This is a genomic window from Steroidobacter cummioxidans, assembly GCF_003104955.1.
The window spans coordinates 37334-52359 of record NZ_LSRW01000102.1 but is presented as its reverse complement, the minus strand read 5'-3'; the positions used below and the strand labels follow the sequence as shown (position 1 = coordinate 52359).

12 protein-coding genes are annotated in these 15026 nt (G+C 61.7%); 11 read left to right on the top strand and 1 reads right to left on the bottom strand.

From position 1 onward, the window contains the following. From D0550_RS32425 to D0550_RS32375, 11 genes are all read left to right on the top strand, one after another. A partial coding sequence (locus tag D0550_RS32425; RefSeq protein WP_153067453.1) for a DUF885 domain-containing protein occupies positions 1-803 on the top strand: 803 nt, incomplete at its 5' end. A gap of 164 nt (positions 804-967) precedes the next feature. Next, the gene (locus tag D0550_RS32420; RefSeq protein ID WP_161966193.1) at positions 968-2581 is read left to right on the top strand and encodes a CocE/NonD family hydrolase; all 1614 of its coding nucleotides are present in this window, start codon (positions 968-970) and stop codon (positions 2579-2581) included. 46 nt (positions 2582-2627) lie between these two features. Continuing rightward, positions 2628-3638 (top strand): alpha/beta hydrolase, encoded by a 1011-nt coding sequence (locus tag D0550_RS32415; RefSeq protein WP_153067452.1) that lies wholly within the window; start codon positions 2628-2630, stop codon positions 3636-3638. Positions 3639-3732: 94 nt separating this feature from the next. Beyond that, complete coding sequence (locus D0550_RS32410; protein WP_116813321.1) at positions 3733-4977, top strand: sarcosine oxidase subunit beta family protein; 1245 nt, start codon at positions 3733-3735, stop codon at positions 4975-4977. Beyond that, complete coding sequence (locus D0550_RS32405) at positions 4977-5318, top strand: sarcosine oxidase subunit delta (RefSeq protein WP_116813320.1); 342 nt, start codon at positions 4977-4979, stop codon at positions 5316-5318. The genes D0550_RS32410 and D0550_RS32405 overlap by 1 nt, the downstream gene beginning before the upstream one ends. Beyond that, on the top strand, positions 5315-8290 hold the full coding sequence (locus tag D0550_RS32400) for a sarcosine oxidase subunit alpha family protein (RefSeq protein ID WP_116813319.1): 2976 nt from the start codon (positions 5315-5317) through the stop codon (positions 8288-8290). Before D0550_RS32405 ends, D0550_RS32400 begins: the two co-directional genes overlap by 4 nt. Next, positions 8283-8777: a sarcosine oxidase subunit gamma family protein gene (locus tag D0550_RS32395; protein WP_116813318.1), complete on the top strand. Its 495-nt coding sequence runs from the start codon at positions 8283-8285 to the stop codon at positions 8775-8777. Before D0550_RS32400 ends, D0550_RS32395 begins: the two co-directional genes overlap by 8 nt. Continuing rightward, positions 8770-9636, top strand: a complete 867-nt coding sequence (gene purU / locus D0550_RS32390; protein WP_116813317.1) for a formyltetrahydrofolate deformylase — start codon at positions 8770-8772, stop codon at positions 9634-9636. The genes D0550_RS32395 and purU overlap by 8 nt, the downstream gene beginning before the upstream one ends. Positions 9637-9663: 27 nt before the next feature. Then, on the top strand, positions 9664-11025 hold the full coding sequence (locus D0550_RS32385; RefSeq protein WP_116813316.1) for a sodium-dependent transporter: 1362 nt from the start codon (positions 9664-9666) through the stop codon (positions 11023-11025). A 136-nt stretch (positions 11026-11161) separates the two neighbouring features. Next, on the top strand, positions 11162-11725 hold the full coding sequence (locus tag D0550_RS32380; protein WP_161966192.1) for an RNA polymerase sigma factor: 564 nt from the start codon (positions 11162-11164) through the stop codon (positions 11723-11725). A gap of 17 nt (positions 11726-11742) precedes the next feature. Further along, on the top strand, positions 11743-13731 hold the full coding sequence (locus D0550_RS32375; RefSeq protein WP_116813314.1) for a S9 family peptidase: 1989 nt from the start codon (positions 11743-11745) through the stop codon (positions 13729-13731). A gap of 270 nt (positions 13732-14001) precedes the next feature. Here D0550_RS32375 and D0550_RS32365 read toward each other — a convergent pair whose 3' ends face one another. Next, positions 14002-14874 (bottom strand): helix-turn-helix domain-containing protein, encoded by an 873-nt coding sequence (locus D0550_RS32365; protein WP_116813312.1) that lies wholly within the window; start codon positions 14872-14874, stop codon positions 14002-14004. Positions 14875-15026: the final 152 nt, after the last annotated feature.

Here is a 15026-nt window from a genome sequence, read left to right as displayed (position 1 = left end):
GGCTCGGAGATGTGTATAAGAGACAGGCGTATATCGATGCCGCCACCGCGCACATTGCGTTCATGAAACAGCAGTTGCCCAAGTACTTCGGCATTCTGCCCAAGGCCGATGTGATCGTTAAGCGCGTCGAACCTTATCGCGAGCTCGACGGAGCGCCTCAGCACTATTTCATGTCCTCGGCGGATGGGGCGCGACCGGGCGTCTACTACGCACATCTGTCGGACATGCGTGCGATGCCGATCCCGCAGCTGGAAGTGATCGCCTATCACGAAGCGCTACCGGGCCATCATATGAACTACGCGATCGCGCAGGAGTTGCCTGGTCTGCCGAAGTTCCGCAGATATCTGTACTTCAACGCCTATCAGGAAGGCTGGGGCCTGTACGCCGAGAAGCTGGCGAAGGAAATGGGTGCGTACCAGGATGACTATTCAGACTTCGGCCGCCTGAGCACCGAGATCTGGCGTGCGATTCGTCTGGTGATCGACACCGGTCTGCACTCCAAGGGCTGGACCGAGGAGCAGGCAGTCAGGTATTTCATGGAGAACTCACCGGCCGCCGAGGGCCAGATCCGCGCCGAGGTGCAGCGTTACATCGTCATGCCGGGCCAGGCGACGGGTTACAAAATCGGCATGATCAAGATCGAAGAACTGCGCCGGCGGGCGCAAGCCCGGCTCGGCAGCAGATTCGATATTCGCGGCTTCCACGACACCATCCTGGGCGGTGCCCAGGTGCCGCTCGACCTGCTCGATCAGCGTATCGACCAGTGGATCGAACAACAAAAGGCCCGCCAGGCGGCACGATGAGCGAGCAGACGTCTTTCTCGGTCCGAGCAGTTGTGTTTCCTCCGCGAGCGTGCGCGCTACTCGCAGCGTGGTGCCTGTTTATATTTGGCGTGTGTGCTGTTGCCGAGCCTGGAGCACGGCAGCTTGGCGAGGCGGACGTCTACCGAGAGTTCGGATACGTCTCCTTGAAAGACGACACCCGATTGGCGTATGTCGTCTGGCGGCCCGGCAAAGAAGGACGTTATCCGACGCTGTTCATCTACAACGAATACGATGCCAGTGGCCTGTCCTTCAAAAAATCCAAGGAGTTCCTGGAAGCAGGATATGCCGTGCTCGGCGTCAACGCGCGAGGCACCGGATGTTCCGAAGGCGATGGTTATAGCTTCCTCGATCCGCAGGAAGCGCCAGATGGCGCGGAAGTCGTGGAGTGGGCGGCGGCCCAACCTTGGAGCGATGGAAATGTCGGCATGTTCGGTGGTTCCAACGGAGGCATGAGTCAGCTCGCCGTGGCAGCTCTACGTCCCGCGCACTTGAAAGCCATCGCTCCGACGGCCATTGCTGCCAGTTTGTATCGGGAAGAGGGCGCGACGGCCGGCGGGATGATTCATCTGGGACATGCGGCGTCCTGGACTTTCGATCTACAACCGAATGCGGCACGCATAGGCGTGGATGCCCGCATGCAAGGCGGCGATACAGAATGCGCTTCGATCCGCGCCAGGCGTCCGGTCGAAACCAACTTCTATAACGATGTCCTCGCGCACCCCTTGCAGGATCAATGGTGGGAGCAGCGTGCACTGGAAAATTCCGTGCACAAGGTTCAAGTGCCGACGTTGATCCAGCAGACGTGGCAGGATCCCTGGGACATGCCGGATGGCGCCCTGCGATTGTTCGAACTGTTGAAGAGCGATCACAAGTGGCTCGTTATACAAAACGGCGGCCACGGCGATGCATCCTCGACGCCGCGGCTCATTCGTTGGTTCGACCGTTGGGTCAAAGGAGAACGCAACGGCGTCGAAAACGAGTTGCCCGTGCTGGTCAACTGGGAACATGGGGGCGCCGGATCCTCGGGCTGGTCGACCAGCTACGCCGGCTGGCCGGTCCCCGGGATGCAACGCCAGCCATTCTATCTGACCGCCGCGGGCGAGTTGACCCGGGAGGCGGGGCCTGCAAGCGCACAGGAAGGTATTCGCACCTATGTTTATCCCATGGGCACGGAGCTGGTTGGGAGCAACGAACAGTTTGCGCTCGCGCCGCTATCGCTGGGCTCGCTCAGTTACCAGACGCCCGTTATGAGTGAGGACCTGGCGCTACTGGGCACGCCGATTCTCACGTTCCACTTCAGCTCGGATCGGAGCGAGACGGATTTTCTGTTCACATTGAAGGACATCGATTCGGGCGGCAACACGTTGTTCCTGCAACGAGCGTATCTGCGTGCGTCGCTACGTGCCATCGATCCGAACCGCACTACGAGCGACTACATTGCCCACTCGTTCCGGCGTTACGAAAAGCTGGTTCCCGGGAAGATCTACGAGATCAAATTGTCACTGGGAGCCATTGGGCATGTGGTGCGCAAAGGCCATCGACTACAGCTGTCGATTCTCGCGCCCAACAATATTCCATCCCCGGTGATGGGCAGCGTGCCATCGGGCGGGCCGGCGGTGAACAAGGTCCATCATTCCGTTCAGTATCGTTCGATGTTGAGTCTGCCGGTGGTGCCCGGCGAGCACGCCCGGGCTCCTGCTCCGGAATGCGGCTCGCTGCCGATGCAGCCGTGCCGGCCGGCGGCATCCGACGAGTAGGCCAGCACCCGTTTTCAGATCGCATTGGCGCCGTGGAGAGTTTGGGTTGGACAGTAACAAGGGGCGGGGAATGATTGGACGACGAAATTTTTTGACGGGGAGCGTTGGCCTGACGGCCGCGTTGAGTGCTGGCGGCTTCAACGCGGGGCTCGCGCATGCCGCGACGCCGGCCCGTTCCCCCGTGGTGCTCCCCAACGCCGAGACCTGGGACATGACGTCCAAGTTCACCGGCCGGACCTATCGCATCTATGTCGCAAAGCCCATGACGGCCGAGGCGGAGGCACCACCCAAGGAAGGCTATCCGGTGCTTTATCTCACCGACGGCGATTTCAACTTCAACACCGCCGCGGACGCGCTGATGATGCAAAGTATCGGCCGGGAGGCGCGGCCTGCGTATGTCGTCGGCATCGGTTACGGCAAGGATTGGCAGACAGCGTCGCGCACGCGCTGCGCTGACCTGCTGCCGTTCCCACCCGATTCCGCGACCCTTGCATCCCTCGAGGCTTCGCCACTCACCAAGGGCGCGACTTACGGTGAGGCCGAGAGCTTCCACCGCTTCATGATCGAGGAGTTGCGGCCCCGGATCGAGGCTGCCTACCCGACCAACCACAGCGATGCATCTCTGTTGGGCCATTCCTTTGGCGGTCTGTTCGCGTTGTACGTCCTGTTCAACCATCCGGAGGCCTACCGGACCTATCTGGTCAACAGCCCCTCGATCAACTGGAGCAATGGCGCGATCCTGAAGCAGGAAGCCAGGCTCACAGCGCCGGTGGCGGCGGGCAAGGTTCCGCTCCGCGTGCTGCTTACAGCCGGCGAATACGAGGAGAAGCTGGCCGAGCACGTTAAGTTGTATCCGGGCGTGACGCGCGAGCAGATGCAGGCGATGTTGACGGCGTTTGGCATGATCACCAACGCGCGTGCCCTGGCCGACCGTCTCAAGGCCCTGAAGGCCCCGGCCGGTTCCGAGGTCGAGGCAGTCATTTTCGAACGTGAAACGCATTTGAGCGTGCTGCCTGCGGCGATCAGTCGCGGCCTACGTTTCGCGTTGGCGCCGTGAACGCAGAGCCGGCGGCGGGGACGAGAAGCGTGTTGTGGGTTCTGCCCGGTGCTGCGTCTTAGAGCGGGACCGTTTTCGAACCAGCTCTTTGGCGATGCATCACTATTCGTTTCTCTCCTTGCTCTCTGGCGCGTTCGGGCGGCACCGGCGCTGGAGTCAGGCGTGGCGCAGTCCCACGCCACGCAAGTCCTATGATGTCGTCATCGTTGGGGCCGGCGGCCACGGCCTGGCGACGGCGTACTACCTCGCTAAAAAATACGGCATCCGCAATGTCGCGGTGCTCGAGAAGGGCTGGCTTGGCGGCGGCAACACCGGGCGCAATACACAGGTTTCGCGCTCGAACTATTTCTGGCCGGAGAGCGCGGCGTTCTACGAACATTCGCTCAAGCTCTACGAGGGCTTGAGTCGCGAGCTCAACTTCAATGTGATGCTGAGTCAGCGCGGCATTCTGACACTGGCGCATAGTCATCACGAACTCGAGAGCTTGCGGCGCTGGGCCAACGCCATTCAAGTCAATGGCATCGACTCGGAGCTGATGACGCCCGAGCAGATCAGGAAGCTCGTGCCCTTGCTGAACATGGACGGACGCTTTCCGGTGCATGGTGGCTTCATTCAGCGGCGCGGCGGTATCTCCAGACACGATGCCGTTGCGTGGGGCTATGCACGCGGCGCCAACGCACTCGGTGTCGACATCATTCAACAATGTGAGGTCACGGGATTTCGTCAGCAGAGCGACCGCGTCGTGGGAGTCGATACCTCGCACGGTCAGATCGACGCCGGCAGCGTGGTGCTGTCGGTGGCGGGGCACTCCACCGTACTCGCAGGCAAGTTCGGACTGCGCTTACCCATCAACAGCATGGCGTTGCAGGCGATGGTAAGTGAGCCGATCAAACCTTGCCTCGATACGGTGGTGTTGTCCCCGACCGTGCACATGTATGTAAGCCAATCCGATCGCGGCGAGCTGGTGCTGGGCGGCGGAGCCGATATCTATACCAGCTATGCGCAACGCGGCGGCTTGCCGGCATGCCAACAAAATGTCACGGCGTTGCTTGAATTGTTCCCGGCCTTCCGGCAACTGCGCCTGATGCGTCAGTGGGCGGGCATCGTCGACATCACGCCCGACACCACGCCGATCATGGGGCCCGCACCGATAGCGGGTCTGTATCTCAACTGCGGCTGGGGCACCGGAGGATACAAAGCGATTCCCGCCGGCGGCGACACGATGGCGTACACCGTCGCGAACGCGAAGGCGCATCCGTTGATTGCGAAGTTCGGTCTGGACCGCTTTGTGAGCGGCGCATTGATCGATGAAGGTGCGGCTGCCGGAGTGTCTCACTGATGTTGCAGATTCCGTGTCCTTACTGCGGCATGCGCGATGAAGAGGAATATCGCTTCGGCGGCGAGTCGCACGTGACTCGTCCGCTGTTGGACGCCAACGATTCGGTCTGGGCGGATTATCTCTTCAATCGCATCAATCCCAAAGGCATCGCTTTCGAGCGGTGGCTACATTCTTACAGCTGTGGTCGCTGGTTCAACGTGGCACGCGATACCGTGACCCACGAGATTCTCGCGGTGTACGTCATGGGCGCCGCGAAGCCCCAGCTTACCGATGGCGAGCCAGCGAAAACTTGCGAGGCGCCGATACGCCTGGTGCGTGCAAGGGAAGGGAGTCTGTCATGAGTCGGCCGGGTGCTTATCGGTTGGACCGAGGCGGTCGGCTCGATCGATCGCGCACGCTGTCATTCACGTTCAACGGCCGTGTTCTCACCGGGTATGCTGGCGATTCGCTGGCCTCGGCGCTACTGGCGAACGGCGTCAGCGTCGTCGCGCGCAGTTTCAAATATCACCGTCCTCGGGGCATTTTCTCCGCGGGTTTCGAAGAACCCAATGCGCTGTTGCGGGTCGAGACCAACGGCTCGGCTGTTCCGCTGGTGCGTGCGACTCTGCAGCCGCTGGTGGATGGTCTCATCGTCACTACCGAGAATTGCTTTCCCAGCGTCGACTTCGACCTCGCGCGAGTCTTCGATCGTGTGCACGCATTGCTGCCCGCCGGGTTCTACAACAAGACATTCAAGTGGCCTGGCTGGCATACCTACGAGAATGCGGTGCGCCGTATGGCGGGCCTTGGAACCCTGCCGGCCGGCGACGACAAGACAGCATTCTTTCGGCATCACCTGCGTTGTGACGTGCTCGTGGTCGGCGCGGGTGTTGCCGGACTTGCGGCGGCGTTGGAGGCGAGCCGCGCCGGTGCGCGAGTCGCCTTGATCGAGCAGGACGGAGAACTCGGCGGACGAGCGCTTCTGGAACGGGCCTCGATCGACGATGACATCCGGCTCTGGATCGATGAGACGGTGAGTGAACTGACGCGCTCGCCCCAAGTAAGAGTTTTTCGGCGCACTCTTGTCGCGGGCTACTACGATCACAACGTGCTCACCGCGCTGGACCTGTCGGATAACGAACATCCGGCCGGGCCCGTGCAGCGATTCTGGATCCTACGCGCACGCGAGGTCGTGCTTGCCACGGGCGCCATCGAGCAGCCACTCATGTTTGCTCACAACGATCGCCCCGGGATCATGCTCGCGGGCGCGATGCGGGCCTATCTCAATCGCTACGGCGTGGCCGCCGGCCGCCGTGCGGCGATTGCAACCAACAATGACGATGCGTATCGCACGGCCTTCGATCTGCACGACGCCGGCGTCGCGATCGCTGCAATCGTCGACGTTCGCCATAGCGCCAGTGCGAGCATGGAGGAGGACGCCCAACGCCGCGGCATCAAGGTGCTGCGTTCGTCCATGGTGATCGACACGCGCGGGACGAAGCGTTTGCGGGCGGTTGCGGTCGATGAAGTCTCCGGCGACGGCCGCAGTCTTGGCGAGAGGCGCGTCTGGATTCCGTGCGACGCGCTCGCTGTGTCCTCCGGATGGAACCCGACCATCCATCTGTATTCGCAGGCTGGCGGCAAGGTGCGCTATGACTCCTCGCTTGCTTGCCTCGTCCCCGAGACCTGTCGCCAGCGTGTGCGCATCGTCGGCGCAGCGAACGCTGAGTTCGCAGTGCCGGCTGCGATGGCCAGTGGCGCTCGGGCGGGGCGCGAAGCCGCGGCCGCACTTCGCGACAACTCATCGGGCCTTCCTGGTGCCATGCGTGACTATCGATCGCATACCCATGGCATTTGTCCCATTCGTCGCGCGCCGCAGATAGGTGGCGCACGGCAATGGGTGGATCTGCTCCACGATGTCACGACCGCAGACATCGAGTTGGCTGCTCGCGAGAACTTCGTCGCGGTCGAGCATCTGAAGCGTTACACGACCAACGGCATGGCGGTCGATCAGGGCAAGACCAGCAATCTCAATGCACTGGCGGTGCTTTCGGAGCTGACCGGGCGCGCGATCGACACGTTGGGTACCACGACCTACCGGCCGCAGTTCATGCCGGTGACCTTCGGAGCGATCGGTGGCGATACCACGGGTGATCTGTATGCTCCGGCGCGTCACATGCCCGCGCATCGTTGGCATGTCGCGCACGGAGCACAGCTCGATGACTATGGCGGATGGAAGCGGCCGGCCTGTTATCCGCGTAGCGGTGAGAGTCGCGAAGCGGCGATCAATCGTGAGGTACGAGCGGTGCGCAGCGCGCTCGGACTGTTCGAGGGATCGCCGTTAGGGAAGATCGAGGTGCGTGGGCGCGACGCGGCCCGCTTCCTCCATCGCATCTACGTGAACAATGTGACTTCTTTGCAGCCGGGGAAAGTGCGATACGGGCTGATGCTCAACGAAAACGGCATCGTGATCGATGACGGTGTCTTTGCCTGCCTGGCGCCGGAGCATTACTTGGTGAGTACCACGGGCGCGAATGCCGAACGAATTGCGACCTGGCTCGATGAATGGCATCAATGCGAATGGCCGGATCTCGATCTGGTGCTATTGCCGGTGACGACGCAGTGGGCCGTGCTCACTTTGGCGGGCGCTTCGGCGCGCGCACTCTTGCAGCAATTGCCGAGCGACATCGATTTCTCCGCGTCCGAATTTCCGCACATGAACTTTCGAGAAGGACGGATCGCGGGCACACGAGCCCGCGTGCAACGGGTGAGTTTCACGGGCGAGTTGAGCTACGAGATCAGCGTTCCTGCCAACGAGGCCGAAGCGTTCTGGGAGGAACTGATGCAGCAGGGCGCGAAGCTCGGCATTGCGCCCATCGGGATCGAAGCGTGGCTGGTGCTACGACTGGAGAAAGGGTTTCTGCACGTGGGCGCGGATACCGATGGCACTACCAACCCCATGGATCTGGGCTTCGGTCCGATGATCGAGAAGAAGGTGGGAGATTTCGTCGGCCGTCGGTCGTTATCTCGCGCCAATGATCGAGCAGCGCCGCGACGGCAGATCGTGGGGTTGGAGCCGATGACGGCAGGGGCCTCGTTCGCGGCTGGTGCGCACATCGTCACCGGGGATTCGCCTCAGAAGCGCAGCGAAGGATTCGTCACCTCGGCAGCGTTCAGCCCGACCCTGGGTCGTTCCATCGGACTGGCATTGCTCGAGCGTGGTCAGGCGCGCATCGATGAAGTCGTCACGATCTTCGATGAGGGATGCACGCTACAGGCTCGTGTGGTGAAACCTGCATTCTTCGATTCCTCCGGAGCGCGCATGAATGGCTGAGCAACGGATCGATCTGGACGCGCATCCGCGGCGGGCCAAAGTTCGCTTGCGCCTGGGCATGTCCGCGGCGAGCGAAGCTGCGCGGCTCGGACTGCCGGGCACGTTGGAGGCAAAGACGTCGGCAGAGGTGACCGTCCTGTCGCTGGGCCCGGATCAGTGGTTGTTGGTGAGCGACCAGCTTTCCTCGGAAAAGCTCGTGGCAATGTGCGCCAATCAGTTTGCCGATGTGACACACCATGCGGTAGATGTTTCCGCTGCACTCAACTGCGCCACGGTCCAGGGCGCGAGTACACCGGCACTGCTGTCGATGGGAGCGGGTGTCGACTGGTCGGCGAAGTGCATCCGCACCAGGTTCGCGGCCGTTGCCGTGGTGGCGCATCGTCACCACGAGACCTCGTTCGACATCTATTACGACCGTAGCCTTCGAGACTACCTGCGGCAGTGGCTGGACCACGCGCTGCGCGATCCCCTATTGGCCCATGGTTGACCTTCTCATGCCGCAGTTCACGCTGACCATTTCCTGTCCTGATCGCACGGGCGTCGTCGCCGCGATCTCCTCCTTCATTGCCGAGCGCTCGGGTTCGATCATCGAAGCGGCGCATTTCGTCGATGACTTCTCAAAACGTTCTTTCATGCGAACCATGTTCAAAGGCGACGCGCTGCCCTCGTTGGGAACGCTCCGCCAGCAGTTTGCCGCCACTGCCGAGCACTTCGGGATGGACTGGGGACTGTACGAAGCGGAACGACGTTGCAAGGTGCTGCTGGCGGTGTCGAAGCAGGGTCATTGTCTGAACAGCCTGTTGCATCGGTGGAGTATCGGAACGCTACCTATCGATATCGTCGGCGTCGTCTCCAATCACGACACGCACGCTCGGCTCACGCAGTGGTATGGGCTGCCATTTCATCACTACCCCATCCAGCCCGGCAAAAAGCAGGAGCAGGAAGCGCGCATTCTCAGTCTCTTCGAAACCAGCGGCGCCGAGTTGCTGGTGCTCGCCCGATATATGCAAATCCTGTCGGATGAAACCTGCCGTAAGCTCGCCGGCCGGTGCATCAATATCCATCATTCGTTCCTGCCGGGCTTCAAGGGCGCCCGACCTTATCATCAGGCTTACGAACGCGGCGTGAAGATCATCGGCGCTACCGCGCACTATGCGACCGCGGATCTGGATGAGGGACCGATCATCGAGCAGAACGTGCAGCGCGTGGATCACACCCAGCGGCCCGATGACCTGGTCGAGATCGGTCATGACATCGAAGCCATCGTGTTGAACAACGCTGTGCGCTGGCATGCCGAGCATCGCATCTTCGTCACCGGCAACCGTACTGTCGTGTTGCGTTCCTGATCCGCAGCGGATGAACGAGGGAATTCGATGAGAGCCGCGACCGGGCGCTGGTCTTCCTGGGTTGCCTTCAACCTCGCTGCGGTGGGCGCGGCCGTCGGCCTTGGCAGCATCTGGCGATTCCCGTATCTGGCGGGGACGAATGGTGGCAGCACCTTTCTTCTCGTGTTCATCCTAGCTTGCGTGGCCATCGCAACGCCGCTACTGGTTGCGGAATTCATCATCGGACGCAGATCCCGGTGCAGTCCGCCGGAGGCGGCGGGCCACGTCGCAGCGGCGTTTGGCTACTCACGATCCTGGAATTGGATCGGTGTGCTGGGCACCGTCGCCTGCGTGCTCATCATGTCCAACTACACCGTGATTGCCGGATGGGTGCTCGCCTACACCTGGAAGTGCGCGTCCGGGCAGATCATGGGTTTGTCGCGACCGGCCATCGCGGAACACTTTGCGGGGTTTCTGGCGAGCCCGTGGCAGGTCGGGTTCTGGCACGTCGTGTTTCTGTTCATTGTGGGTGCCATCTCCGCGCGTGGTTTGAATCGCGGCATCGAGATTGCCAATAAGATTCGCGCTCCCGGGCTGCTGATTCTGTTGTCGGTGCTGGTGGCCTATGCGTTGATCCAGGGAGATGCGGTGCGCGGATTGGCATTCGCGTTTCAACCCGATCTGAGCAAGCTCTCGGCCGATCTGCTGCTCGCCGCGACCGGACAGGCGTTCTACGCCACCGGCGTGGGCATGGCGATCATGCTGGCGTATGGCGCGTATGTGCCGGGCGAAGTGTCGTTGGTGCGCTCGGCTCTATTGATCAGCGCATCGATCGTGATCGTGTCGGTGCTGGCGACCGCGATGGTTTTTCCGCTGGTCTTCCAATACGACTTGAATCCGGCGCAAGGTCCGGACCTGGTGTTCAACGTTCTGCCCACGGCGTTCGTGGAGATGCCGGCGGGCCGCGCGATCGGCACCTTGTTTTTTCTGCTGTTGGTGCTCGCCGCGCTCACGCCGACCATCGCGGGCATGGAGCCCCTGGTCGCGTGGCTCCAGCAGCGTCGCGGCTGTTCCCGCCCGATAGCGGTGCTGATCACTCTGGTGGTCATTTGGGCGCTGTCGCTAGGGAGTGTGCTGTCGTTCAATGTCTGGAAGGATTGGCATCCGCTCGCGTGGAGCCCGATCTTCGAGCGCAAGACCGTGTTCGATATCGTGGACTTTGTTTCATCCAACATCCTGTTACCCATCGGCGCGCTACTCATTTGCGCGCTCGTCGCCTGGCGCTTGCCGGCGTCGCTCGCCCACGAAGAGCTGTCGGTCGACGCTCGGGTCTTGCAGCGCTGGTGCCGGATCCTGCTTCGGTACATCTGCCCACTCGCCATCGGCGCGGTGCTGATCGCCGCCCTCTGACCCGCTTTTCCGGGCGCGGCATAGCTACGACCAAACACTTCTGTACGGAAGCGGGAGAGCTGGTGTATGCTCGATAAACCATACAGAGATGTATGGTCAGGGGCGATTGTCTGGACCAGAACAGAAGTGGGGCGGTATGGCAGTAGCAGTCGAGAGTATGCGCGGCCTGCACGACGCATCGGCAACCCTCGCCGGCCAGCGAATGATCGATGTGTTTCGTGGACTGGATGGGCCGTTGCGGGCATTCCTGACGCAGCAGACACGCTCGCAGGACGACGCCGAGGATCTGGTTCAGGAGATTTTTCTGCGACTGTGGCGCATGGGCGCCCGTAGCGAGATTCGCAGCCTCAAGGCTTTCGCCTTCAAGATGGCCTGCAATATGGTTAAGGACCGCAGCCGCCGCACGTATACCCGCATGATGCGTCAGGCCGTTCCGGCGGGGGACATACAACTCTCCGACATGGGTGAAGGCGAGCCCTCGAGCGTGGTGCAGTCGCTGCAAATGCTTGGGATCGTCGCCGAAACGCTGGCCCGGCTGCGGCCGGCAACGCGCGAGGCATTCGTGTTGTATCGTTTGGAAGCCTGCCCGCACTCGCAGATCGCCGCACGCATGGGCATTTCAGTCAGCATGGTTGAAAAGCATGTGAGTCAGGCGAATCTGGCCCTGCGCAACGCAGGTGTCGAGTACATGCAGCGCTGAGCGAATCGCGAGGGACGATGGTCACGGGTCGAGACATTCGGCAAACACAGCTGTACGGAAAAGTTTGCGACTACTTCCGTGACATCAATGCGGTCGGACGAGACCAGATCGTCGACGCCGCCGACCTCGTCGCGTCGCCCGATGGGCAGCGGGTCGCGTTCACTGGCACGTTGCATCGGGATTTGACCTGCGCGCCCGTCACGCGGATTTGTTTATTGAATCTCGCGTCCTGCGAGCTTGTCTGCGTCGCCGTGGGAGAGGGCAGCGATCGTCTGCCGCGTTGGTCGCCCGATGGCTCGCGGCTCGCGTTCGTTTCCGATCGTGCCCAGGCGGGCAATTTTCAGCTCTATCTCGCCAACGGCGATGGTGGCGAAGCACGGGCGGCGCCGGCGGTTGATGGCGTCGTCGAGTCGTTGCAATGGTCGCCCGATGGCCGGGACATTCTGTTGCTCGTTGCCGGATTCGGCGCCGACCTGGCGGGTTGTCAAGGCGGCAGCACGACTCTGAATGACACGACTGAAGCGCAGTTGCCCAACTGGCTTCCGTCGGTCGATACCGGTGACGCTGCGAACCTTTGGCGTCGCGTGCTTGTGTTCCGCGTCGAAAATGCTCAGCTGACGGAGTTGCCCGCCAAGGGCATCAACTGTTGGGAAGCCACGTGGCTGGGCAACGAGCGGATCGCGGCCGTGACTTCCCGTTCACACAGCGAAGGATCGTGGTATCAGGCGCAGCTCGCAGCATTCGATCTGCGCGGTGGGCAGTGGCGGACGTTGTACACGCCTTCAGCTCAAATCGGTGTGCCGGCCGGTTCTCCCTCGGGGCGCACGCTCGCGTTGATCGAAGCTGTGTGCAGCGATCGCATGATCGTCGCCGGTGAATTGCGCTTGATCGATGCGGCGACAGGCCGGGATCGCAGGATCGACACCGCGGGCGTCGATGTCACGCATGTGGCCTGGCGGACCGAGCGGCAACTGGCGTTCGTTGGCCATCGTAGTTTCGAAACCGTCATCGGCGAGGTGGATGTCGAGACCGGCACCGCCTCGGAGGAATGGGCCAGCATCCAGCGCACCTTCGGCAATTGGTATCCGTCGATCTGGCCATTGGCTCGTGGTGGCTGTGTCGCGGTCGGCGAAGCCTATGGCGTGGCGCCGGAGATCGTGTTGATTCGCGATGGTTCCTATCATGCAATTCTGTCGCTGGATGCCAGACAGAATCGTGAGCCCGAGCGAGCTCACATGGCTCCGGTCGTTTGGCAGGCGCGCGATGGCCGGGAGATTCACGGCTGGCTGGTGAAGCCCGACAGCGACGGCCCCGTTCCGGTGGTGATGGATATCCATGGCGGCCCGGTGTGGTGTCATCGCAATCGATGGCAGGGGCGTTTGCGGGGCGCGAAGCTGCTCACCGACCACGGCATCGCCGTGTTCTATCCGAATCCGCGAGGCAGCAGTGCTCGAGGACTGGATTTCGCGCGGCTGGTCGCGGGCGACATGGGCGGCGAGGATATGAATGACTATCTCACGGGGCTGGATGCGCTCGTCGAGAACGGCACGGCCGATCCCAAGCGGCTTGGCGTGACGGGTATCAGTTATGGCGGCTTCATGTCCGCGTGGTTGATCACGCAGGACACTCGCTTCGCGGCGGCGGTGCCGATCAGCTGTGTCAGCAATTGGTACAGCCAACATCGCACGTCGCAGATCCCACACTTCGATACTATGTTTCTGAAGGGCAGTCCGGAGCAGCCGGGTGGGCACTATTTCGACCGCAGTCCCGTGATGCATGCCCGTCGGGCTCGCACGCCGACGCTACAGCTCACGGGCGGGCTGGATCAAAATACGCCACCGACTCAGGCACTGGAATTCCATCGTTCGCTGCTCGAGCACGGCGTTGAGTCGGTGCTGGTGACGTATCCCACCGCCGGACACGGCATCCGTTCGTTTCCAGAAGTCCTCGATGCGACCGCACGCTACGTCGGCTGGTTTCTCAACTATCTCGGCGCCGGTCGCTAGCGTTCCTTGCTCAATCGTGCGCGCGAATCCGCTCGGGGGCTAATCTCGACTGGCTTTCCCGCGTAGTTCGATGGTTGTGGAGTGGGTGGCAGCCTCGATGCCGAAGGCGGTGTTAACGTCCCGGATGTCGATTCCAACAACTGTGCCGGTGCCCAGCGGGCGCTACTTCCTGTTCGCAGGCCAACTGCGAGAGGCGGTGGGATACGAGGGGCGATATGAATACCTGCTGCAGGATCGCGATGCCCAGTCGGGAATTGCTACCTCATGTGGCTAAACTTTGTGAGCATTCCGCCACGCTGCTGGCGTCGCGCCGACGATCTTCCGAAAAGTTCGTCCCATATGCACCGCGTCGGCAAATCCGGTCGCTTCCGCGACCGTCTCCAGCGATGCGCCAGTATCGAGCAACAGATGCTGTGCGCATCGAATGCGTTTCTCTAATTGCCAGCGGTACGGCGCTACGCCTGTCGAGGCTTTGAACGCGCGGCTGAAGTGCCATTGCGAGAGCCCCGAGAGCACTGCCAGGTCGGCCAATGCGACAGGGCGAGGCAGTTGCGCATCCAGATACTCAAATACACGCCGGAGCTGCCATGGGGCCAGGGGCTTTGCGCGACTGGCTTCTTCCATGGGGCGCGAGAAGAGCCTTGCCGCTATCGCTGTTGCCAGTCCATCGCCATAAAGTTGCACCGAGGGGTCTGGATCATCGACCGTTTCCGCAAGCAACTTGACCAGGGTCCATAGGTTGTCCTCGGCGAATCGCAACCTGGGTGTAGAGACAATCGAGGCGTCGAAATTCGTCGCCATTCGCTCGCTCAACTCTGCGATATCGAACGTCAACATCGCGTCCTTCACATAGCGTACATCGGCGCCAAAGCCCCACACCTCCATACCGGGTGGGATGTACACCATGTGTTTGGGGATATAGCCGACAGGGCAGGGCTGGTCTTCGCGCAGCCGCGGTTCGACATCGCCAATCTCCTCAAGGACAACGCTGAGCTTCGGATCTCCGTCATGGCTCAACTTGTGAATCACACGGCCGGCACAACGAAATTTGGTGACATCGAGGGCCAAGCCGTTCCACTCCCGGTGGGAGCTCGATGCATCGAGCATGTTCTCCGGTAGCGACTTACAGATCTGTGCATTCATACGCGGCAGTATGGTCTGCGATTAGTTAGGTGTACACAGGCTGCGTATGGCGCATTCAAGCGTCCGTGGTGGCGAGCAGTAAGGATGAAGAAGAGCGATCGGGCGTTCCGATTTCTGCGACTCAGCTTGTCATGTTCTGGGACTACTGGAGG

Coding starts and splice junctions, on each gene's coding strand:
- D0550_RS32385 (WP_116813316.1), top strand. CDS start 9,664: ATGAGAGCCGCGACCGGGCGCTGGTCTTCCTGGGTTGCCTTCAACCTC.
- D0550_RS32375 (WP_116813314.1), top strand. CDS start 11,743: ATGGTCACGGGTCGAGACATTCGGCAAACACAGCTGTACGGAAAAGTT.
- D0550_RS32380 (WP_161966192.1), top strand. CDS start 11,162: ATGGCAGTAGCAGTCGAGAGTATGCGCGGCCTGCACGACGCATCGGCA.
- purU (WP_116813317.1), top strand. CDS start 8,770: ATGGTTGACCTTCTCATGCCGCAGTTCACGCTGACCATTTCCTGTCCT.
- D0550_RS32365 (WP_116813312.1), bottom strand. CDS start 14,874: ATGAATGCACAGATCTGTAAGTCGCTACCGGAGAACATGCTCGATGCA.
- D0550_RS32410 (WP_116813321.1), top strand. CDS start 3,733: ATGCATCACTATTCGTTTCTCTCCTTGCTCTCTGGCGCGTTCGGGCGG.
- D0550_RS32395 (WP_116813318.1), top strand. CDS start 8,283: ATGGCTGAGCAACGGATCGATCTGGACGCGCATCCGCGGCGGGCCAAA.
- D0550_RS32405 (WP_116813320.1), top strand. CDS start 4,977: ATGTTGCAGATTCCGTGTCCTTACTGCGGCATGCGCGATGAAGAGGAA.
- D0550_RS32400 (WP_116813319.1), top strand. CDS start 5,315: ATGAGTCGGCCGGGTGCTTATCGGTTGGACCGAGGCGGTCGGCTCGAT.